22 protein-coding genes are annotated in these 21,029 nt (G+C 72.6%); 14 read left to right on the top strand and 8 right to left on the bottom strand.

From position 1 onward, the window contains the following. Nucleotides 1-27 precede the first annotated feature (27 nt). The 3 genes from ACBI99_RS23020 to ACBI99_RS23010 all read left to right on the top strand — a co-directional run bounded on the left by ACBI99_RS23020 (nt 28) and on the right by ACBI99_RS23010 (nt 3,507). Nucleotides 28-1,302: an FAD-dependent oxidoreductase gene (locus ACBI99_RS23020; RefSeq protein WP_246645911.1), complete on the top strand. Its 1,275-nt coding sequence runs from the start codon at nt 28-30 to the stop codon at nt 1,300-1,302. Between the two features lie 5 nt (nt 1,303-1,307). After that, nucleotides 1,308-2,642: a class II 3-deoxy-7-phosphoheptulonate synthase gene (locus tag ACBI99_RS23015; protein WP_246645915.1), complete on the top strand. Its 1,335-nt coding sequence runs from the start codon at nt 1,308-1,310 to the stop codon at nt 2,640-2,642. Between the two features lie 91 nt (nt 2,643-2,733). Beyond that, nucleotides 2,734-3,507, top strand: coding sequence for an SAM-dependent methyltransferase (locus tag ACBI99_RS23010; RefSeq protein ID WP_375073426.1), 774 nt, complete (start codon nt 2,734-2,736; stop codon nt 3,505-3,507). 61 nt (nt 3,508-3,568) lie between these two features. Here the strand turns inward: ACBI99_RS23010 and trxA are convergent, their stop codons facing one another. Both trxA and ACBI99_RS23000 read right to left on the bottom strand, forming a co-directional pair. Next, nucleotides 3,569-3,946, bottom strand: a complete 378-nt coding sequence (gene trxA, locus ACBI99_RS23005) for a thioredoxin (protein WP_219509398.1) — start codon at nt 3,944-3,946, stop codon at nt 3,569-3,571. An 89-nt stretch (nt 3,947-4,035) separates the two neighbouring features. After that, entirely contained in the window at nt 4,036-5,733 is a 1,698-nt protein-coding gene (locus ACBI99_RS23000) for an ExeM/NucH family extracellular endonuclease (RefSeq protein WP_375073425.1), read from the bottom strand. A 106-nt stretch (nt 5,734-5,839) separates the two neighbouring features. Between ACBI99_RS23000 and ACBI99_RS22995 the strand changes: the two genes are divergently transcribed. Then, nucleotides 5,840-6,877: a pentapeptide repeat-containing protein gene (locus ACBI99_RS22995; RefSeq protein ID WP_219509396.1), complete on the top strand. Its 1,038-nt coding sequence runs from the start codon at nt 5,840-5,842 to the stop codon at nt 6,875-6,877. Here the strand turns inward: ACBI99_RS22995 and ACBI99_RS22990 are convergent. From ACBI99_RS22990 to ACBI99_RS22980, 3 genes are read right to left on the bottom strand one after another with little or no spacing between them, the layout of a single operon-like run. Further along, complete coding sequence (locus ACBI99_RS22990; RefSeq protein ID WP_219509395.1) at nt 6,843-7,265, bottom strand: SRPBCC domain-containing protein; 423 nt, start codon at nt 7,263-7,265, stop codon at nt 6,843-6,845. The two genes, ACBI99_RS22995 and ACBI99_RS22990, sit on opposite strands and share 35 nt — an antisense overlap. After that, nucleotides 7,258-7,584 carry a helix-turn-helix transcriptional regulator gene (locus tag ACBI99_RS22985; RefSeq protein ID WP_219509394.1) on the bottom strand — a complete coding sequence of 109 codons (327 nt, stop codon included), beginning with the start codon at nt 7,582-7,584 and terminating at the stop codon, nt 7,258-7,260. Before ACBI99_RS22985 ends, ACBI99_RS22990 begins: the two co-directional genes overlap by 8 nt. Next, nucleotides 7,581-7,934, bottom strand: coding sequence for a VOC family protein (locus ACBI99_RS22980; RefSeq protein WP_219509393.1), 354 nt, complete (start codon nt 7,932-7,934; stop codon nt 7,581-7,583). Before ACBI99_RS22980 ends, ACBI99_RS22985 begins: the two co-directional genes overlap by 4 nt. Before the next feature lie 95 nt (nt 7,935-8,029). Here ACBI99_RS22980 and ACBI99_RS22975 point away from each other — a divergent pair, with 95 nt between their 5' ends. Continuing rightward, a complete protein-coding gene (locus tag ACBI99_RS22975) occupies nt 8,030-8,686 on the top strand; it encodes a permease prefix domain 1-containing protein (RefSeq protein WP_375073424.1) in 657 nt (218 codons plus the stop codon). Here the strand turns inward: ACBI99_RS22975 and ACBI99_RS22970 are convergent. Beyond that, nucleotides 8,658-8,993, bottom strand: coding sequence for a PadR family transcriptional regulator (locus ACBI99_RS22970; RefSeq protein ID WP_219509391.1), 336 nt, complete (start codon nt 8,991-8,993; stop codon nt 8,658-8,660). The two genes, ACBI99_RS22975 and ACBI99_RS22970, sit on opposite strands and share 29 nt — an antisense overlap. Nucleotides 8,994-9,081: 88 nt before the next feature. Between ACBI99_RS22970 and ACBI99_RS22965 the strand changes: the two genes are divergently transcribed. The 8 genes from ACBI99_RS22965 (at nt 9,082) to ACBI99_RS22930 (ending at nt 17,374) form a co-directional block, all read left to right on the top strand. Continuing rightward, nucleotides 9,082-10,251, top strand: coding sequence for a cytochrome ubiquinol oxidase subunit I (locus tag ACBI99_RS22965; RefSeq protein ID WP_375073423.1), 1,170 nt, complete (start codon nt 9,082-9,084; stop codon nt 10,249-10,251). 10 nt (nt 10,252-10,261) lie between these two features. Continuing rightward, nucleotides 10,262-11,026 carry a cytochrome d ubiquinol oxidase subunit II gene (locus ACBI99_RS22960; RefSeq protein WP_375073422.1) on the top strand — a complete coding sequence of 255 codons (765 nt, stop codon included), beginning with the start codon at nt 10,262-10,264 and terminating at the stop codon, nt 11,024-11,026. Between the two features lie 17 nt (nt 11,027-11,043). Beyond that, nucleotides 11,044-13,068, top strand: coding sequence for a thiol reductant ABC exporter subunit CydD (gene cydD, locus ACBI99_RS22955; RefSeq protein WP_375073421.1), 2,025 nt, complete (start codon nt 11,044-11,046; stop codon nt 13,066-13,068). Next, nucleotides 13,065-14,744, top strand: coding sequence for a thiol reductant ABC exporter subunit CydC (gene cydC, locus ACBI99_RS22950; RefSeq protein ID WP_357590580.1), 1,680 nt, complete (start codon nt 13,065-13,067; stop codon nt 14,742-14,744). The genes cydD and cydC overlap by 4 nt, the downstream gene beginning before the upstream one ends. Before the next feature lie 81 nt (nt 14,745-14,825). Further along, nucleotides 14,826-15,449, top strand: coding sequence for a hypothetical protein (locus ACBI99_RS22945; protein ID WP_357590578.1), 624 nt, complete (start codon nt 14,826-14,828; stop codon nt 15,447-15,449). Beyond that, a complete protein-coding gene (locus ACBI99_RS22940; protein WP_364181988.1) occupies nt 15,434-15,763 on the top strand; it encodes a transcriptional regulator in 330 nt (109 codons plus the stop codon). Before ACBI99_RS22945 ends, ACBI99_RS22940 begins: the two co-directional genes overlap by 16 nt. Further along, nucleotides 15,760-16,641, top strand: coding sequence for an ABC transporter ATP-binding protein (locus ACBI99_RS22935; protein WP_375073420.1), 882 nt, complete (start codon nt 15,760-15,762; stop codon nt 16,639-16,641). Before ACBI99_RS22940 ends, ACBI99_RS22935 begins: the two co-directional genes overlap by 4 nt. Continuing rightward, nucleotides 16,634-17,374 carry an ABC transporter permease gene (locus tag ACBI99_RS22930; protein ID WP_375073419.1) on the top strand — a complete coding sequence of 247 codons (741 nt, stop codon included), beginning with the start codon at nt 16,634-16,636 and terminating at the stop codon, nt 17,372-17,374. Before ACBI99_RS22935 ends, ACBI99_RS22930 begins: the two co-directional genes overlap by 8 nt. An 81-nt stretch (nt 17,375-17,455) precedes the next feature. Here ACBI99_RS22930 and ACBI99_RS22925 read toward each other — a convergent pair whose 3' ends face one another. Further along, on the bottom strand, nt 17,456-18,697 hold the full coding sequence (locus ACBI99_RS22925; RefSeq protein ID WP_364181996.1) for a trypsin-like peptidase domain-containing protein: 1,242 nt from the start codon (nt 18,695-18,697) through the stop codon (nt 17,456-17,458). Between the two features lie 244 nt (nt 18,698-18,941). Between ACBI99_RS22925 and ACBI99_RS22920 the strand changes: the two genes are divergently transcribed. Then, nucleotides 18,942-19,418 (top strand): VOC family protein, encoded by a 477-nt coding sequence (locus ACBI99_RS22920; RefSeq protein WP_375073418.1) that lies wholly within the window; start codon nt 18,942-18,944, stop codon nt 19,416-19,418. A 39-nt stretch (nt 19,419-19,457) separates the two neighbouring features. On the opposite strand, the gene ACBI99_RS22915 is transcribed toward ACBI99_RS22920, so the two are convergent. Further along, nucleotides 19,458-20,993 (bottom strand): AMP-binding protein, encoded by a 1,536-nt coding sequence (locus tag ACBI99_RS22915; protein WP_375073417.1) that lies wholly within the window; start codon nt 20,991-20,993, stop codon nt 19,458-19,460. Nucleotides 20,994-21,029 lie beyond the last annotated feature (36 nt).

Raw genomic sequence — 21,029 nt, 5'->3', positions numbered from 1 at the left:
TGAGACAATCTCATCAGGTGATGAATTATGAGCTGTGTGATCGCGGGCGGCGGCCCGGCGGGCGCGATGCTCGCCCTGCTGCTGGCCCGGACCGGCGTCGAGGTGACGCTGCTGGAGAAGCACGCCGACTTCCTGCGCGACTTCCGCGGCGACACCATCCATCCGTCCACGCTGCAGGTGCTCGACGAGCTGGGGCTGGCCGGCCGCTTCCTGGCGCTGCCGCACCGCAAGGCCCACGAGCTGAGCGTCGTGACCGACAGCGGGCCGATCCGGCTGGCGAGCCTGCGGGGGCTGCCCGGCCGCTACGACTACATCGCGTTCGTCCCGCAGTGGGACTTCCTGGACCTCATCACGTCCGAGGCGGCCCGCTACCCGAACTTCCGCCTGCTGATGCGGGCCGAGGCGTACGACCTGATCCGCGAGGGCGGGGCGGTGCGCGGGCTGCGCTACCGCGACCCGTCGGGCGAGCACGAGGTCCGGGCGGCGCTGACGGTCGCCGCCGACGGGCGCGGCTCGGTGCTGCGCGGGCGGGCCGGGCTGGCGCCGCAGGAGCTGGGCGCGCCGATGGACGTGCTGTGGTTCCGGGTGCCACGCGAGGAGTCCGACCCGGACCAGCCGTTCCTGCGGGTCTCCAGCGGCCACGTGGTCGTCGCGATCAACCGCGAGACCTACTGGCAGCTCGCGTACGTGATCCGCAAGGGCGGCTACGAGGAGCTGGCAGGCCGGGGCATCGAGGCGCTGCGCGAGCCGGTGGCGCGGATGCTGCCGTTCGCGGCCGGGCGGCTGGGCGTGATCGGCGGCTTCGACGACGTGAGCATGCTGACGGTGCGGCTCAACCGGCTGCGCCGCTGGCACCGGCCGGGGTTCCTGTGCATCGGCGACGCGGCGCACGCGATGTCGCCGGTGTTCGGCGTCGGCATCAACCTGGCGGTGCAGGACGCGGTCGCCACGGCCGGCCTGCTGGCGGGCGCGCTGCGCTCCCCCGGGCGCGGGCCGGTCCCGGAGGCGGCGCTGCGCCGGGTGCAGCGGCGGCGCATGCCGCCGACCCTGGTGACGCAGGCGGTGCAGCGGCTGGTGCAGAACCAGCTCATCAAACCGGCGCTGACCAGGAAATTCGGGCCGCCGCGGGTGCGCCCGGACCTGGCGCGGGTGCCGGTGCTCAACCGGCTGGTCCGCCGCTTCGTCGGTCTCGGGGTGCGCCCCGAGCACGTGCGGGCGACCCCTATTTTGACACCGTCTTCTCACAACGTGGACACGGCGGTCGGTGGGGAGGACCCGGTGGAATACCCTCGTATGTCGTGAGCGCACTGACCAATTCGCTGAATCTCGATTCGTGGCGAGCCCTCCCCGCGGCCCAGCAACCCGACTGGCCCGATCACGGCGAGCTCAAGAAGGTCGTCGCCGAGCTCGGCGGCCTCCCCCCGCTGGTCTTCGCCGGAGAGTGCGACCAGCTCAAGGACGAGCTCGCCGCCGTGGCGCGGGGCGAGGCCTTCGTGCTGCAGGGCGGCGACTGCGCCGAGACGTTCGCGGCGGCGACCGCCGACAACGTCCGCAACAAGCTCAAGACGCTGCTGCAGATGGCGATCGTGCTCACCTACGCGGGCAAGGTGCCGGTCGTGAAGATCGGCCGGCTGGCGGGGCAGTTCGCCAAGCCGCGCTCGAAGGGCACCGAGACCCGCGAGGGCGTCGAGCTGCCCGCCTACAGGGGCGACATGGTCAACGGCTTCGACTTCACCGCCGAGTCGCGCCGCCCCGACCCGTGGCGGCTGCTGAAGGCCTACCACTCCTCGGCCGTTACGCTCAACCTGGCGCGGGCGTTCACCAAGGGCGGCTATGCCGACCTGCGGCAGGTCCACGCATGGAACCAGGACTTCGTGGCCGAGTCGCCCGCCGGGCGCCGCTACGACCAGCTCGCCCGGGAGATCGACCAGGCGCTGGCGTTCATGCGGGCGTGCGGGGCCGACCCGGAGGAGTTCCACTCGGTGGAGTTCTACTCCTCGCACGAGGCGCTGATCCTCGACTACGACCAGGCGCTCACCCGCATCGACTCGCGTACGGGGCTGCCCTACGACGTGTCGGCGCACATGGTCTGGATCGGCGAGCGGACCCGGCAGCTCGACGGGGCGCACGTGGAGTTCTTCTCCCGCATCCGCAACCCGATCGGCGTCAAGCTGGGCCCGACGACCACGCCGGACGAGGCGCTGGCGCTGATCGACAAGCTCAACCCGGACAACGTGCCGGGCCGGCTGACGTTCATCACCCGGATGGGCGCCTCCAAGATCCGCGAGCACCTGCCGCGGCTGGTCAAGGAGGTCACCGCCTCGGGCGCGCAGATCGCCTGGATCTGCGACCCGATGCACGGCAACACGTTCGAGGCGCCGAGCGGCCACAAGACGCGGCGGCTCGACGACGTGCTCAACGAGGTGGCGGGCTTCTTCGAGGTGCACCGTTCGCTCGGCACGCACCCGGGCGGCATCCACATCGAGTTCACCGGCGACGACGTGACGGAGTGCGTGGGCGGCGGCCACGAGATCGCCGAGGGCGACCTGGCCACGCGCTACGAGACGGCCTGCGACCCGCGGCTCAACCGTGGTCAGTCGCTGGATCTGGCGTTCCGGGTGGCGGAGCTCTACCGCGGCTGAGTGATCCACCTCACACCGGGGGTCATCGGTCACGGTGACCCCCGTGATCTCCTAGGATCGCGCTGTAAAGGGCGAAATATCAGGAGTTTTGGTGGATAGTGCTCCGGAGGGCGTCGACCCCAACGTGCCCAACGTCGCGAGGATGTACGACTACTACCTCGACGGCAAGGACAACTTCGCGGCCGACCGTGAAGCGGCCGAGCGGATCATGAAGATCTTCCCGGTCACCAAGGACGCCGCCAGGGAGAACCGGGCGTTCCTGCGCCGGGCCGTGCGCGAGGTGGTCGCGGGCGGCGTCCGGCAGATCATCGACCTGGGGGCGGGCCTGCCCACCCAGGGCAACACGCACGAGATCGCGCCCGAGGCGCGCGTGGTGTACGTGGACTACGACCCCGTGGTGTGCACGCACGGGCGTGCCCTGCTGGCCAGGGGCGAGAAGGTGGACTTCTTGCAGGCCGACGCGAGGAAGCCGGACGAGGTGCTCGAACGCCTCGACGGGATGGTGGACTTCGGGCAGCCGGTGGCGTTCATGATGCTGGCCATCCTGCACTTCATCCCGGACGACGACGCGTACGGGATCGTCGGCAAGCTGCGTGACGTGAGCGTGCCCGGCAGCCATCTGGTGATCAGCCACGCGATCGACGCCAAGCCGGACACCACGCCGCAGGCGATCGAGGTCTACAACCAGGCCACGGCCGGGCTGAACCTGCGCACACACGAGGAGATCGTCCGCTTCTTCGACGGCTACGAGCTGCTGGAGCCGGGTCTGGTCTTCCCGAAGGACTGGCGGCCCGACGGCGGGGAGACCTACGGCGGCGGCACCGCCATCGGCTACGCGGGCGTGGGCCGCAAGACCGGCCCCTGAGCCTCACCGGGCGTCACTGAAAACACGGCAGCCCCGCCGCGAGCGGGGCTGCCCTGTCGTCTCACTGCTGCCGCTGCGCGTCCTTGAGCTCCTTGTCGAGCTCGGCGCGGATCTCGTCCATGTCCAGGGCGCGGACCTGGCGGATGAGGTCGGCCAGGGCCGGGGCCGGGATGGCGCCCGGCTGCGAGAACACCACGATGCCGTCGCGGATCGCCATCAGCGTCGGGATGGACCGGATCTCGAAGCCCTGCGAGAGCGCCTGCTCCTGATCGGTGTCGATCTTGCCGAACGTGATGTCCTGGTGCTCCTCGGAAGCCTTCTCGAAGATCGGCCCGAACATCTTGCAGGGGCCGCACCAGTCCGCCCAGAAGTCGAGCAGGACGATCCCCTTGTCGGCGATGTCGTTGAAGTTCTTCTCGGTTACTTCGATGGTCGCCACAAGTGGCTCCTCGCATTCGTCCGTCAGCGTGTGTACGTCAACATCTCTACACAGGAAGAACCCCTACCCTCGCGCGGGCATTCCAGCCCTCAGCCGCGGCCTCCCGGCAGGGCGAGCCCGACGACGAGCGGGTCGTGGTCGGAGGAGCGGTAGGCGTCCGGCCGGTAGAGGCCGGGCGGGTTGAACTCGGTGTTGTAGTCGAGGATGCGAGGCTCGTCGGCGTTCACGTGCCAGATGGCGGCGCCGGTGACGCGCTTGAGGAGCTGCCTGCCGACCAGCATGTGGTCGAGCTCCCCGGCCAGGCCCTCGAAGACGTAGCTGTAGCGCTGGGAGGCGGGCACGTGCTTCTTGGTGACGCTGGTGAGGCCGCCGGCTTCGAGCGTGCCGATGGGGTCCTCCTCGCCGTAGGCGTTGAGGTCGCCGAGCACGATCGGGTTGGGCAGGTCCGCGGTCAGGCCGAGCAGCGCCTGTGCCTGCTTGACGCGGGTGGCGTTCCAGCAGCCCTGGCCGTCGCCCTGGTCGGCGTCGGGGCCGTCGTCGGGGCAGGAGCCCTTGGACTTGAGATGGTTGACGATCATGGTGAACGGCTGGCCGCCGCCGGTGCGGCGGAACGTCTGGACGAGCGGCGGCCGGCTGAAGACCGGGTCGCGCGACGCCGCGGGCTCGCCGACCGGCTTGAGCTTGGCGGGCTTGTAGATGAGGCCGACCTGGATGGCGTCGGTGCCCGGGTACGGGTGGGTCAGGGCGGCGTACGTGCCCGCGCCCACCTCGGCGTTGACGGCGTCGACCAGCGCCTGGAGTGCGGTCCGGCCGTTGTTCTCGACCTCCATGAGGCCGACGGCGTCGGCGTCGAGGCCCTTGAGCGCGGCCACCAGCTTGGCGAGCTGCCGCTGCTGCTCGGCGGCGTCGGTGGCGCCGCGCGAGCCGAGCGTGGTGAACCAGTTGAGCGTGTTGAACGAGGCCACCTTGACGTTGCCGCCCACCCGGGCGGGCCTGGCCGGGCGCGGGTTGGCCGCTCGGTAGGCGACGGGCTCGGTGGGCTGCAGGCGGTAGGCGCCGAACCCGTACCCGAGGACGCCGGTGAGGCCGGTGACGGTGTCGCCGGCGCGGGCCAGGGGCGGGAGGGTGGCGGGGTTCTGGCGGGAGGAGCCGTCGTCGAGCAGCAGGGAGCGCTGCTGGTTGAGCGCCGGGTCGACGCCGGGCCGGTCGGTCGGCTGGAACAGCCGGCCGCCGGAGGAGAGCGTCACCTCGCCGAAGCGGCCCAGGTCGTAGTGGTCGCTGACGGTCAGCGGCTGCGGGAAGGTGAGCAGCACGTTCTCCACGGACTCCAGCCCGTCGGCGGGCAGGCTCTGGCGCAGGGGCGCGACGGAGCCGGTGCCGCACACGTCGACGGCGGTGACCGGTGACAGCTCGGTCCAGCCGTTGTACTCGATCGCCCGGCCCGTCACCAGGACGCGGTCGCCGACCTTGACGTCCTTGAAGGTGTCGCGGGCGAAGGCGAACAGGCCGTCGGAGGTGGCCGGGTCGCCGTCCGGCGTCGGGTCCTGGAGGAAGAAGCCGCTGAGCTGGTCGCCGCGCTGGAAGTCGCCGGTGACGACGCCCTCCACCCGGACGGTCTGCCCGGCGAGCGGGGTGGCGGCGCCGCGGCCCTGGACCTCGGCGACCTGCCGGTCCGCCGGGGTGTCACAGGGCCCGGCAGGGGCCGCGGAGGCGGGTACGGCCCCGGCAGTGAGGGTGGCGGTGAGGGTGGCTGCCACGGTGAGCGCGGCAAGCGGTAAAGCACGCATAATCCGCACTTTAGAGGCAGTCCCCGCCGTATCTTCCTCCATGGACAAGGCTGGAACATGAAATCTCCGAACCTTGACATGGACCCGCCCCGGGTATGACCCCTGCATGGACTGGGTCACCTGCGCGCACTCGGCCGCCTGCACCGGAGTCGCCCGCCCGCCGTCCGGGCGCTGCCTGGCCCATCTGCCCCACGAGGAGCTGTCGGCCGCCCTCGCCGCCCTGGCCCCGGGCCGCCTGCTGGACCTGCGCGGCACCACCGTGGGCGGCGACCTGCTGCGCCGGGTGCTGGCGGCGGCGGGCGACCGGCCGGGCCGGGCGCGGCTGGACCGGGCCAGGTTCACCGGCGACGTGCGGCTGTCGGGCGTGGCCTTCCAGGGGGACGTGTCGCTCGACGGGGCCAGGTTCGAGCGCCTGGCGTCGTTCTTCGGCGCCCGCTTCGACGGCAACGTGTCGCTGGCCGGGGCCTGGTTCGCCAGGGAGCTGTCCTTCCACGGGGTGCGGGCGCGCGGGCACGTGTCGCTGGACCGGGCGGTGATGTCGCGCGACGCGCTGTTCAGCCAGGCCGTCTTCGAGCACGGGCTGTCGTGCGAGAGCGCCAGGTTCGACGGGTACGCGACGTTCGACGGCGCCCGGCTGGGCGAGGCGGCGTGCTTCCGGGGCGCGCGGTTCGGGCGCACGCTGTCGTTCCGCAAGGTGGCCGGCAGCGCCGGGTTCGACGCCGCGCACTTCGCCGCCGACGCCTACCTGTCGGCGACCGGCCGGCTGTCGGCCGCCCGCGCGCGGGCCGACGCGACGCTGGACGTGGCCGTGCGCGGCTGCGGGGTGGACCTGCGCCAGGTGCGGGTGGCGGGCGCGACCACGCTGCGGCTGACCGATTCGCAGGCCGACCTGGAGGGTGCGGTGCTGCGCGGCCCGGCGACGGTGACCGGGCGCGGCCGGGCCACGCTGACGTCGCTGCGCCAGGTGGACGCGGCCAGCCTGGCGCTGGCCGGGCTGGACCTGTCGTCCTGCCGGTTCGCCGGGCTGGCCCACCCGTCGGGGCTGCGGCTCACGGAGTGCACGCTGGCGCTCGGCCGGCGCGGGACGCTCTGGCCGATGCTGCGCTGGCTCACAGCTCGCCGGCGATCCGCCCGATCAGGGTGACGATGCGCGGCCAGCCGCCGCCCATGATCCGGCGCGACAGCTGCTGGGCCGGGTCGTCCGGGTCGAAGCCCTCGTGGTCGAGGAAGAACCGGGTGCCGTGGCCCTCGGGTTCGAGCCGCCAGGTGACGATCCAGCCTTCGCGGCCCCAGGCCAGCTTGACCAGTTTCTCCGGCTCGACCTCCAGCACCTCGCAGGGCACCACGCCGTCGAAGCCGACGTCGGGCCTGGGCGTCGTGGTGAAGGTGAACCGGTGCCCCACCTCGGCCCGGTAGTCGCCGGGCATGAGCCAGCGGGTCACCAGGCCGGGGTCGGTGAGCGCCCGCCACACCTTGGCGGGCGGGTGGCCGATGAACTGGTCCAGCCGGATCGCCCTCCTGTCGTCAGGCATCGTCGTCCTCCAGGTCGTCCAGCAGGTCGGTGAGATCGGTCAGCTTCTGGCGCCAGAAGCGCTCGTACGGGGTCAGCCAGTCGCGGATCTCCATGAGCGGCGCCGCCTCCAGCCGGTAGTGCCTCTCGCGGCCCTTGCGGGTCTCGGCCACCAGCCCGGCGTCCCTGAGCACCTTGAGGTGCTCGGAGACGCTGGGCCGGCTCATGTCGAAGCGGTCGGCCAGCCGGCCGGCGGGCTGCGAGCCCTCCTCGCGCAGCAGCCTCAGCAGTTCGCGCCTGGCCGGGCTGGCCAGCGCGGTGAAGACGTGGTCGGCGGTCATTCCTGGCTGACCACGAAGCCGTTGCCGAACGGGTCGGAGAACAGCAGCTGCTTGCCCCACGGCTCGTCGGTGGGCCCTTCGGCGGCCACGCCGTGCTCGCGCAGCCGCTCGGCGAGGGCGTCGACGCCGGGCGAGGAGAGGACCAGGCCGCCGATCGGCGCCATCGACGGGAACCAGGAGGCGAGCAGCAGCGTGCTCTCGGCCCCCTTGGGCGCGACGGTGAGCCAGCGGCCCATCGGGAACGGGTTGTCGGTGCGGACCTCGAAGCCGAGGACGCCGGTGTAGAAGGCGTGCGCGGCGTCCTGGTCGGAGACGGGCACGGTCACGGTCACGATGTGCGAGATGAGCATGTCAGCCACTATACGTAGGTTTTTTCCTACGTAACAACCCGAATCAGGGAAAACCCTGATGGGCTCCCGGCGGGACCGTTCGTACACTGGTGCGCATGCGCATCGACGACTACGTCACCGACCTCGGCCGCGCCCTGTCCGGGCCGTCCGGGCCGAAGCGGGACATGGTCGTCGAGGCCCGCGACAGCCTGGTCGACGCCGCCGACGCCTACGAGGCGGGCGGGGCCGGGCGGGAGGAGGCCGAGCGGCTGGCGATCGAGGAGTTCGGCCCGGTCCGCGACATCGCGCCCGGCTTCCAGTCGGAGCTCACCGCGGTCGCGGGGCGGCGGCTGGGGCTGCTGCTGTTCGTCAGCGTGCCGGTGACCGTGGTCATGTGGTCGGTGGTCTGGCGCTTCCACCCGGGCTCCTTCGCGGGCTACGGGCCGCGCGCCGACTGGCACGTGTTCGCCTCGCGGCTGCTCGACATGCTCCAGCTCGGCACCGGCCTGTACGGCGGGGCCGCACTGCTGGCCCTGGCCCGGGGCCTGGTGCGGCCCGGCCTGGTCACCCGGTCGCTGGGCGTGATCGTGTGGGTGATGCTGCCGGTCACCGGGGTGCTGAGCCTGGTGCTCGCGCAGACCTCCCCCGCCGGGGTCGCGCTCTTCCTGCCCGCGGTGCTGGCCAACCTGGTGACCTGGGCGTTCTGGGGCATGCAGCTCTACTGCGCCACCCGGTGCCTGCGGGTCAGCCGGCCGGTCCGGGGTCGGGCCTGAGCACGCTGCCGATCACGCCGGCGAACTCGCGCCAGGCCGACCGCTCCGCGGCGAGCTGCTTGCGCCCCGCGTCGGTCAGCCGGTAGGTGCGCCGCCTGCGCCCGCCGACCGTGGCCCACTCACTGGCCAGGCAGCCGGTGCGCTCCAGCCGGCGCAGCGCCGGGTAGACCGTGCCGGTCGGCACGGAGAGCGCGCCCTCGCTGCGCTCCTGCAGGGCCTCGATGATGGCGTAGCCGTGCAGGGGCTCGCGCTCCAGCACGGACAGCAGCAGCGCGTCCATGTGGCCGCGGAGCGCGTCGGGATTCATGTCATCGATCCTAGGCATCCGTTCTTCATGTAGCCAGCCTACATGTAGGCTCTCTATATGTAGACAGACACAACGACGGAGCGGAACCTTGGACGTACTCGACCTGGCGCGCACCCAGTTCGCCGCGACGGGAAGCCTGCACTTCCTGTTCGTGCTGCTCACCCTGGGGCTCGCGCCGCTGGTGGCGATCATGCACACCCGCTGGGCGCGCACCGGCCTGCCGCTGCACGAGCGGATGACGCGCTTCTGGGGGCAGATCTACCTGATCAACTACGCCCTCGGCATCGTGACCGGTCTGGTGATGGAGTTCCAGTTCGGGCTGGCGTGGAGCGGGCTGTCGCACTACGCGGGCGACGTGTTCGGCGCGCCGCTGGCCATGGAGACCCTGGTGGCGTTCTTCCTCGAATCCACCTTCCTCGGACTGTGGATCTTCGGCTGGGGACGGCTGCCCAAGTGGGCGCACGTGGCGTGCATCTGGATGGTCACCGCCACCGCGTACGGCAGCGCGTTCTTCATCCTGACCGCGAACGCGTTCCTGCAGAACCCGGCGGGCGCGGTGCTGTCCGGCGGGCGGCTGGAGCTGACCGACTTCGGCGCGCTGCTCACCAACGACGCCCTGGTGTACGCGTTCCCGCACGTGCTGGGCGCCGGGCTGTTCACCGGGGGGATGGTGCTCGTCGGCGCCAGCGCCTACCAGTTGCGGCGCCGCACCGCCGAGGTGGAGTTCTTCACCCGGTCGATGAAGACCGGCGTGATCACCGCCGCGATCGGCATCACGGTGACCGTGATGTTCGGCTACGCGCAGTTCGCCGCCGGCGTCCAGCCCGGGAAGTTCTCCGGCAACGCGGCCGCCGCCGTGCCGCTCGGCTTCATGGTCGAGGGCGGGCACCTGTTCTCGCTGATCGTGCTGTTCTTCATGCTGCCGTGCATCCGCCTGCTGCCCCGCTGGCGGTGGGCGCACCCGCTGCTGATCGCGCTGACGCCGCTGCCGTTCGTGCTGGCCGTTCTCGGCTGGCTGGCCAGGGAGATCGGGCGGCAGCCGTGGATGATCTGGGAGCGGCTCACCGTCGCCGACGCCCTGACGCCCGGGCTCACCTCGGGCATGGTCACCGCCTCGCTCGCCGGGTTCACCGCGGTGCTCGGGCTGCTCGCGGTCGTCGACTACGTGCTCATCGCCCGGATCATCCGGCGCGGGCCCGGCGACGACCTGTCCCTCGGCGCCGCCGGCGAGCGGCGCGCCCCCGCGCTGACGTACTAGGGAGTCGCACATGGAACTGCTGTGGTTCGCCCTCTTCGCCGTGCTGCTTGCCGGATATTTCGCCCTTGAGGGGTTCGACCTGGGCGTGGGGCTGCTGCTGCCCGTCCTCGGCCGGACCGTCGAACGCCGTGACCGGATGGTCGCCGCCATCGCGCCGTTCGTGCTCGCCAACGAGGTGTGGCTGGTCGCCGTCGCCGGGACGCTGTTCGGCGTCTACCCGATGCTCGAAGGCGAGGTGCTGTTCGGGCTCTACCCGCTGGTCGTGGCCATGCTGCTGGCGTGGGTCGTGCGCGACGCCGGGCTGTGGTTCCGCCGCCGCGTGGGCGGCCCCGGCTGGCGCCGCTTCTGGGACGCCCTTATCGCGCTCGGCTCGCTGTGGCTGTCGGCCGGCTGGGGCATGGCCCTGTACGGGGCCGCCACCGGGTTCACCTCGTCCCCCATGCACCCCGTGGGGCTGCTGCTGGGCGTCGTGGTCACGCTGCTGTTCGCCTTCCACGGCTGGACGTTCCTCGGCTGGCGCGACCCCGCGCTCACCGGCGCCGCCCGGCCGGGACGCATGCTCGTCCTCACCGGGACGGTCGCCGCGCTGCCCGCGCTCGGCCTGCTCGCGGGCGCCATGGGCTACCTGCTCGACCACAGCGCGCCCCCGGCCACGCTGAATGTGCTCAGTCTCATGGTGCTCCCGTTCGCACCCCTCATGGTCGCCGCGCAAGTATGGGTATGGCGCACTTTCCGGCCGGGCAAGGGCGCCGACCGGATTCCGTCGTTCTTCTGAGGCACCTCCGAGGCACCGTGCACAAAGATCTTCTGCGGCTCATGCGGGCCGAGCGGGCTGTCCGCCGCCACCTCGCCGTCACCTTCGCCGCGGCCACGGTCGCCGGGCTGCTCGTCCTGGTCCAGGCCGAGCTGCTGGCCGGCGTGCTGTCCGGCCGGTTCACCGCCGTGGCGCTGGCCGGGGTGGCGGCCGTGGTCGCCCTGCGGGCGCTGCTCGGCTGGACGCAGGGCGTGTTCGCCGGGCGCACCGCCACCGGCGTCAAGTCGGCGCTGCGCCACCGGCTGCTGGCCCGGCTGCAGGAGCTCGGGCCGGCCCGCCTCACCGGCCACCGCTCCGGCGAGCTCGTCACCCTCACCGGGCGCGGGCTCGACGGCCTCGACGCCTACCTGACCGGCTACCTGCCCTCCATCGCCGTCGCCGCCGTCGTGCCCGTCGCCGTGCTCGTCCGGCTGCTCGCCGCCGACCTGGCCAGCGCCGTCATCGTGCTCGTCACGCTGCCGCTCATCCCGATCTTCGGGGCGCTGGTCGGGCTGACCACCAAGGCCGTCACCGAGAAGCAGTTCCACGCCCTGTCGCGGCTCGGCGGCCACTTCCTCGACGTGGTGCGCGGCCTGCCCACCCTGCGCGCCTTCGGCCGCGCCCGCTACCAGGCCACCGTCATCCGGCAGGTCGCCGACGCCCACCGCGCCGCCACCATGCGCACGCTGCGCGTGGCCTTCCTGTCGTCGCTCGTGCTGGAGCTGTGCGCGTCGCTCTCGCTGGCCCTCGTCGCCGTGCCCATCGGGCTGCGCCTGCTCGGCGGCAGCCTCGACCTGACGACCGCGCTGCTGGTGCTGCTGCTCGCGCCCGAGGCGTACCTGCCGCTGCGCGCCATGGGCACCCGCTTCCACGCCTCGATGGAGGGCGTCGCCGCCGCCGACGCCGCCTTCGCCGTCCTCGACCAGGAGCCCGGCGAACGGCCCGCCCCCGGCGCCCGCACCGCGCCCCCCGTCGGCGGCGCCGCCCCGCGGATCCAGCTCGAGAACGTCACCGTGCGCTACCCCGGCCGCGACGACCCCGCCCTGCGCGACGTCACCCTCACCATCGAGCCCGGCGAACGGGTCGCCCTCGTCGGCGAGAGCGGAGGCGGCAAGAGCACCGTGCTCGGGCTCGTGCTCGGCTTCGTCCAGCCGGCCGCGGGCCGGGTGCTCGTCGACGGCACCGACCTGCGCGAGCTCGACCTGGAGGCGTGGCGGGCCCGGCTGGCCTTCGTCCCGCAGCGGCCCCACCTGTTCACCACCTCTGTCGCCGACAACATCCGTCTCGGGGACCCCTCCGCGTCTCTCGACGACGTACGCCGCGCCGCCCGGGCCGCCCAGGCCGACGCGTTCATCGACGCGCTCCCCCAGGGCTACGAGACGCCGGTCGGCGAGCGGGGCGCCAACCTGTCGGCCGGGCAGCGCCAGCGCGTCGCCCTCGCCCGCGCCTTCTGCCGCCCCTCGGCGTCGGTGCTCCTGCTGGACGAGCCCACGGCCCGCCTCGACGGGCGCAGCGAGGCCGCCGTCGTGGCCGCCACCGCCGCCCTCTGCCAGGACCGCACCGCCATCGTCGTCGCCCACCGGCCCGCCATGATCGACCTCGCCGACCGGGTCATCCGCCTGCACGACGGCCACCTCCTCCCCGACCCCCCTCCCGTGGACGGCGACGCCCCGTACGGCGGCGAGCCACCCCGCAGTGGCGCGCCCTTCGGGGATGGCGGCGCCCCCTCGGGTGGCGGGACGTCGCCCAACAGCGGGACGCCCCGTAGCGGCGCGCCCTTCGGGGACGGCGAGGCCACCTCTGGTGGCGGGACGGCCCGCGCGTCCTCTGGGGACGACGACGGGGCCGTCGGTGGCTCGGGGGTCGGTGACGGGGAAGGGCCCACTGGCGGAGAGAGGGGCGCCTACGGCGGTGCGCCACCCGGCGGTGGGGTGCCCACCGGTACGGCGTCTCCCGGTGGGGTGGCCGCTGGTGGGGCGGGTTCTGGTCAGGGGTTCGCGGCTCGGGTCGAGGGGGCGTTGTGAGGCGGCGGATGGGGTGGCGGCTGGCCGGGGCGGTGCTGGCCGGCGGGGCGGCCGATCTGGCCGGCGTGGGCCTGATCGCGGCCGCCGCGTGGCTCATCACGAGGGCGGCCGAGCAGCCGCCGCTGGCGGCGTTGAGCGTGGCCATCGTGGCGACGCGGGCGTTCGCGACGAGCCGGGGCGTGTTCCGTTACGCCGAGCGGCTGACGGGTCACGACGTGGCGTTGCGGGCGCAGGCGGGGACGCGGGAGCGGCTGTACGAGTCGCTGATCCCGCCGCGCCGTGACGGGCTGGGCGGCGCGGATCTGCTGAGCCGGATGGTGGACGACACGGAGGCGGTGCAGGATCTGCTGGTGCGCTGCCTGCTGCCGGCCGCGGCGGCGGCGCTGGCGGGGCTGGCGGCGGTGACGGTGGGCCTGTTCGTGCTGCCGGTGACGGCGCTGGTGCTGGTGGCGGGCCTGGTGGTGGCGGGGGTGCTGCTGCCGGCGGGCACGGCGGCGGCGGCGCGGCGCTGGGCGGCCAGGATCGCGCCGGCCCGGGCGGAGCTGGCGGGCCGGGTGGCGGATCTGGTGCACGGTTCGGCGGACCTGGCCGCGTACGGCGCTGCGGGGCGGGCGCTGGGCGACGCGCGGGCGGCGGACGAGGCTCTGGCGTCGCTGGAGCGGCGTCAGGCGCGGGTGCACGCGGCGGCGCTGGCCGGGGGCACGCTGGTGCAGGGGCTGACGGTGGCGGCGATCGTGCTGATCGCGCAGGGGGCGGGCGCGGGCACGGTGGCGACGGCGGTGCTGGCGCTGACGGCGCTGGTGTCGTTCGAGCCGGTGCTGCCGCTGGCGGCGGCGGGTGAGCGGCTGGCGGGCGTGCTGGCGGCGCTGCGCCGGCTGCGCGCCGTGCGTGACGCTCCCCCGGCCGTGACGGACCCGGTCGCGCCGGTGGCGCGGCCGTCGGCGCCGCTGACGGTGGAGGTCGCCGATCTGGTGGTACGCCATCCGGGCGCGGACCGGCCGGCCGTGGACGGGGTGTCGCTGACGCTGACGCCGGGCAGGCGGGTGGCGCTGGTGGGGCCGAGCGGCGCCGGGAAGAGCACGGTGCTGTCGGCGCTGATGCGGCTGGTGGAGCCGGAGTCGGGCGGCGTGACGGTGAACGGGACCGACGTCCGCGCGATGGACTCCGATGACGTGCGGGCGATGATGACGGGCCTGACGCAGGACCCGTACATCTTCCAGACGACGTTCCGCGACAACCTGCGGCTGGCGGGGCCGGAGGCGGGCGAGGAGGAGCTGCGGCGGGCCGTACGGGACGCGCGGCTGGAGGAGTGGGCCGATCGCACGGGGTGGGACGCCGAGCTGGGCGAGGACGGCCGGACGGTGTCGGGCGGCCAGTTGCAGCGGCTGGCCCTGGCCAGGGCGCTGCTGCACGACCCGCCGGTGATGCTGCTGGACGAGCCCGCGGAGGCGCTGGACGAGGAGACGGCCGACGCGCTGATGGCCGACCTGCTGGACGTGACGCGCGGCCGTACGACGCTGCTGGTCACGCACCGGCTGCGGGGCCTGGAGTCGGTCGACGAGATCGTGGTGCTGGAGGAGGGCCGCGTGACGCAGCGGGGCCGCCATGACGAGCTGGTGCGCTCGCCCGGCTACTACCGCGACCTGTGGGAGTCGGAGGTCCTGACCCGGCGGTGAGGCGCCGGAATCCCCTCACCTTGCGTTGGCGTGGCAAGCTGGTTTAAAGTACAAACCAGTTTGAGGCCAAGAGGAGTTGGGATGACAGAAGACGGCGAGCGGATCCCGAGCCCCGAGGAGACGCTGCGGGTCATCGAGCAGCAGCGCGCCGCCACGGCGCGGGCGCTGCAGCCCAACCCGCTGCGGATGTACGTGCCGTGGGGCGTGGCCTGGCTCGTCGGCTTCACCGCGTTCTTCCTGCACTACGGCCTGCACGGCGAGTCGTACGCGCCGATCGGCCAGATGCAGGCGCTGACCGTGCTGATGGTCGCCCAGATCGTGGCCGGGTCGGTGGCGGCGTACGAGATCGTCCGGATGAGCGGCCACACGCGCGGCGACAACCAGGCCAGGGGCACCATGTACGGCTACACGTGGTTCGCCGGCATGGTGCTGATGATCCTGATCGCGATGCGCGTGTCGCCGCTGCTGCCTCCGGAGCTGTCCGGCCTGCTGTGGGCGGGCGGCATGCTGACCGTGGTGGCGATCCTCTACATGGCGGGCGGCGCGCTCTGGCTGCAGTGGCCGATGTTCTTCCTCGGCGTCTGGATCGCCGCCGTCAACGGGGTCGGCGTGCTGGTCGGGGCGGGCTGGCACGCGCTGCTGACGGCGGTCCTGCTCGGCGGCGGCCAGATCGCCGTGGGGCTGTGGCTGTGGCGGCGCTCGTGACCGACGCCGCCCCGGAGCTCGACCCGGTCATCCACGCCCAGGCCCGGCTGCGGGTGATGGTCACGCTCAACACGCTGCCGGAAGGCGACGAGATGGCCTTCCCGTCCCTCAAGGACCTGCTCGGCATGACCGCCGGGAACCTGTCCGTGCACCTGTCCAAACTGGAAGAGGCGGAGTACGTGCGCATCGTCAAGACCCACAAGGGCCGCACGCCCGTCACGTACGTCGCCATGACGAAACGGGGCCGGGCGGCCCTGGAGGACTACACCAGGGCGATCCGCGCCCTGCTCGACACCGCGGGAGGCACCGCATGACCGTCCTGGCCAGAGCCGTCGAGGCCACACGCCGCTACGGCGAGGTGGTGGCGCTCGACCGGGTGTCGCTGGAGATCCGCGCGGGCGAGATCGTCGGCCTCCTGGGTCCCAACGGGGCCGGCAAGTCGACGCTGATCAACCTGTTCGTGGGGCTGCGCCGCCCGTCGTCGGGGCTGGTGGAGCTGCTCGGCGGCTCCCCCGCCGACCCGCTGGTGCGGCGCGGCATCGGCGTCACGCCGCAGGAGACCGGCCTGCCCGAGGCGCTGCGGGTGGGCGAGATCGTGGACCTGGTGTCGGCGCACTACCCCGACGCGGCGGGCAAGGCGGAGCTGCTGGCCAAGTTCGGGCTGGAGGACCTGGCCAAGCGGCAGGTCGGCGGGCTGTCCGGCGGGCAGAAGCGGCGGCTGGCCGTGGCGCTGGCGTTCGCGGGCAACCCGCGGATGGTGTTCCTGGACGAGCCGACCACCGGGCTCGACGTCGAGGCCAGGCGCACGCTGTGGGACGGCGTCAAGGCCTACCACGAGTCCGGCGGCACCGTCCTGCTGACCAGCCACTACCTGGAGGAGATCGAGGCCCTGGCGGAGCGGGTCGTGGTCGTCGGCCGGGGCCGGGTGCTCGCCGACGACACGGTCCGCGCCGTGCGCGACATGGTGGGCGTGCGACGGGTCTCGCTCGTCGCCGACCGGCTGCCGGAGCTGCCCGGGCTCATCTCCAGCGACCGTGAGGACGGCCGCTTCCACCTGCTGACGTCCGACTCCGACGAGCTGGTCGTCGAGCTGGTGCGCAGCGGGGTGCCGTTCTCCGGCCTGGAGATCCGGCCCAGTTCGCTCGAGGAGGCCTTCCTCGCCATCACCGAGAAGGAGAGCGCGCATGTCTAGCCTCGTCCTGGCCCACACCCGGCACCAGATGCTGGAGCAGATCCGGGTGCCGATCGGCCTGCTGGCCAGCAGCCTGTTCCCGGCCATCGCGATGCTGGCGTTCGCGGTGCCGTTCGTCGGCGACGACCCGCTGTCCTCGACGGTGTCGACCGGGTCGATGACGCTGGTCGGGGCCATGTCGGCGGCGCTGATGGGGTTGTCGATCACGGTGGCGCAGGACCGGGAGCAGCCCTGGGACCCCTACCTGCGCACGCTGCCCGCCGGGCCGCTGCCGCGCTTCGCGGGCCGCATCATCACCACGACGGCGGTGATGCTGGTGTCGATGGTCCCGGTGCTGCTGATCGCGGCGCTGTTCACCGAGGCGACGGTGACGCCGCTGCGGCTGCTGCTCGGGGTGGGCGCGGTGATCGTCTCGTCGGTGCCGTTCATGCTGATCGGCCTGGTGCTGGGCTTCCTGCTGCCGTCGAAGGCGGCGATCGGCGTGTCGCAGCTGCTGTTCTTCCCGTTCGCCATCCTGGGCGGGCTGATGCTGCCGCTGGAGATGATGCCGGAGCTGGTGCGGACGGTCGCGCAGTTCGTGCCCAGCCGGGGCGCGGGCGAGCTGGTGTGGTGGGCGACCACGGGCGTCGAGCCCGGCGTGCTGCCGCTGGTGACGCTGGCGGTGTGGACGGTCGTGGCCGGGGCGGTCGCGGCGTGGGCGTACCGGCGCGACGAGGGCCGCCGCTACTCCTGACGTACGGGCCCCGCGTACGGGGGGTGTGCCGCCGAGTCCGCAGCGATCTCAACGGCACACCCGTCCGGGAGGGGGCTTCTGTTATTTCTTCTCTTCGAGGGTCACGGTGGCGGTGCTCTGGCGACCGTCCCTCATATAAGTGATCTGAACCTGTTGGCCCGGTTTGAAACCTCTGACCTGCCCGACAACGTTCTCGGAGCCGTCGACCGGCTTGTCGCCGATCTTGGTGATCAGGTCTCCCTGCTTCAGCCCGGCCTTCTCCGCCGGGCTTCCGGCGTTCACCTGGCTGACCAGGGCGCCGGCCACGTCGCCGGTGGCGTCGGTGACGCTCACGCCGAGGAACGCGTGCCTGACCTTGCCGGTGCTGATGAGCTGCTCGGACACGTGCTTGGCGGTGTTGATCGGGATCGCGAAGCCGACGCCGATGCTGCCGTTGCTGCCGGCCGTGGCGATCGCGGTGTTGATGCCGACGACCTGGCCGGAGGCGTTGACGAGCGCGCCGCCCGAGTTGCCGGGGTTGATGGCGGCGTCGGTCTGGATGGCGCCGCCGATCGTCGTCGGCTGGCCCGACTGGCCCTGCTCGCGCCCCCAGCCCGGGGGAAGCTGCTCCTGCCCGCCGCCGCCGACCGTCAGCGTGCGGTCCAGGGCGCTGATGATGCCCATGGTGACCGAGCCGTCGAGGCCGAGCGGGCTGCCCATCGCCAGCACCGAGTCGCCGACCTGGAGCCGGCCGCTGTCGCCGAGCTGCGCCGCGGTGAGGCCGGAGACGCCCTCGGCCCTGATGACGGCCAGGTCGGTGGCCGGGTCGGTGCCGACCACGGTGGCCTTGGCCGTCTTGCCGTCACTGAACTTGACCGACATCTGGCCGCCCTGCGCGGCGCCGACCACGACGTGGTTGTTGGTGAGGATCAGCCCGTCGGCCGACAGCACGACACCCGAGCCCTCGCCGGAGGCGCCCTGGATCATCACCACGGACGGCTGCGTGCGCCGGGCGACCTCGGCCACGGAGAGCGGGTTGGAGGCCTGCTTGAACGTCGGGCTCGGCGCGCTCACCGCGGCGACGGACGGCTGCTGGAAGGAGGTGACGACCGCGCCGCCCACGACGCCGCCGACGAGGGCCATGGCCGCCATCGCCAGCCCGGCGACCGCCTTCTGCCGGGCGGAGAAGCCCGGCTTCCCCGCCGGTGGCGGCGGGGGCGGCGGCACCGGCTGGGCCATCGCCCGGGTGTCGTCGCGCCGGGGGAAGCCCCCGGCGGAGGGCGGCGTGTCACCGAACTGGCTCCACCCTCCGGCGCCCTGCTCGTGAGGCTCGTTCGCGTTCATCTCACATCTCCTCAAGTCCCGATGACTCAAGGGTGCCAAGAGCAGCGTAAGCGCCGGTTAAGGCATTGATCAGAGAAGCCTGAGAGCGCTGACGTGGCGCTTATCACTGCTGGTGGGGGCCCGATTACGCAGCTCAGATCGCGCGGAAATCGATGCCGCGCCGTTCCGCGACGATCGGAATGAACAGGAGCGGCCGAGGGTTGGGCACAGGGACACAGAACCCCGCGTACCCGAAGGAGCCCCCATGAGCGCCCCCCAGGAGAGCAGCCCGGCCGTCCGCCAGCTCAGGCTGGTGGTGGAGGCGGAGGACTACGAGGCCGCCGTGGCCTTCTACCGCGACGTTCTCGGCCTGCCCGAGCAGGCGGCCTTCAGCGGCGGCGACGGGGCGCGGGTGGCGATCCTGGACGCCGGGCGGGCCACGCTCGAGATCGCCAACCCGGCGCAGAAGAAGATGATCGACGAGGTCGAGGTCGGACGGCAGGTGGCGCCCAAGTTCCGGGTGGCGTTCGAGGTGGACGACGCTCGCGCGACCACCGCGCGGCTGGTCGCCGCGGGCGCGGACGAGGTGGCGCCGCCCACGGTCACCCCGTGGGAGTCGCTGAACGCCCGGCTCGACGCGCCCGGCGGCCTGCACATCACGGTCTTCCAGGAGTTGAGCACCCTTGAGGAGCGCGCGTCGCACGACGGCTTCGGCACGGACGCCGACCGCCCGGGCGACTAGGAGCTGCCCGCGGTTCGGCCGGAGCCCGGGAGGCGCCTGTCACTGCTGGTAGCGGGCCCGGTACTCGTCCTTCAGCAGGCGTTTGTACAGCTTCCCCGTCGGGTGCCTCGGCAGCTCCGCGCGGAAGTCGACCGACTTGGGGCACTTGTAGTGCGCCAGCCGCTCGCGGCAGTACGCGATCAGCTCCGCCTCCAGCTCCGGCCCGGCCTCGTCCATCGACACCGGCTCGACCACGGCCTTGACCTGCTCGCCCATCTCCTCGTCCGGCACGCCGAGCACGGCCACGTCGGCGACGCGCGGGTGCAGGCACAGCACGTTCTCGGCCTCCTGCGGGTAGATGTTCACCCCGCCAGAGATGATCATGTACGAGCGGCGGTCGGTGAGGTAGAGGAACCCGTCGTCGTCCAGGTAGCCGATGTCGCCGAGGGTCGTCCAGCCCCTGCCCTTCGGGTCCTGCACGGACCGGGTCTTGTCCGGGTCGCCGTGATACTCGAACGCGGCGCTCTCGAAGTAGACCGTGCCGTGCTCGCCCGGCGGCAGCTCCTCGCCCTCCTCATCGCACACGTGCACGGGGCCGAGCAGCGAACGCCCCACCGTGCCCCGGTGCTCCAGCCAGTCGTGCGCGTTCGCGTACAGGAAGCCGTTGCCCTCGGTGCCCGCGTAGTACTCGTGCACGATGGGCCCCCACCACTCGATCATCCGCTCCTTGACCGGGACCGGGCAGGGCGCGGCGGCGTGGACGGCGCACGTCAGCGACGACAGGTCGTAGCGGTTGCGCGTCTCCTCGGGCAGCTTGAGCATCTTGACGAACATCGTCGGCACGAGCTGCGAGTGCGTGACCCGGTGCTTCTCCACCAGGGCCAGGTACTGCTCGGGGTCGAAGCGCTCCATGACGACGACGGTCGCGCCGAGCCGCTGGAAGGACATGCAGTAGCGCAGCGGCGCGGCGTGGTAGAGCGGCGCCGGCGACAGGTAGACGCTGTCGGCCGTGGGCGCGAACAGGCCCTCGATGAGCTTGAGCAGCACGTTCGGCTCGGCCAGCGGCGCCTTGGACAGGGCGGGCTTGACGCCCTTGGGCCTGCCGGTGGTGCCCGAGGAGTAGAGCATGTCGGCGCCCTGGCACTCGTCGGGGATCGGGGTGGCCGGATGCGCCGCCACGGCCTCCTCGTACGAGGTGAAGCCCTCGGCGACGCCGTCGAGCATCAGGCGCAGCTCCACGCCGGGGGTGGCGTCGGTGACGGAGGTGGCGACGGCGGCCAGGTCGGCGCTCGCGATGAACACCCGGGCGCCGCAGTTGCCGACGATGTAGGCGAGCTCGTCGCTCTGCAGCCGCGAGCTGATCGCCGTGTAGTAGAGGCCGGAGCGGTGCGCCGCCCAGGCGACGGCCAGGAAGAGCGGGTGGTTGGAGAGCATGAAGGCGACGTGGTCCCCCGGCTGGAGGCCGGCGGCGCGGAACAGGTGGGCCAGGCGGTTCGACTCCTCGTCGAGCCGGCGGTAGGTGACGACCTCTCCGGAGCCCGCCATGATCACAGCGGGCTTGTCGGGGGTGACGGCTGCGATGGCTCCCGGGTGCATGGACCGAACACTATTCTGCCGATTCGTCCCGCGCCA

The sequence above is a fragment of the Nonomuraea sp. ATR24 genome (genome assembly GCF_041950485.1).
Lineage (GTDB): Bacteria > Actinomycetota > Actinomycetes > Streptosporangiales > Streptosporangiaceae > Nonomuraea > Nonomuraea ceibae.
Note: the sequence above shows the minus strand (reverse complement) of the source record. Positions and strands in the feature narration are given on the sequence as shown.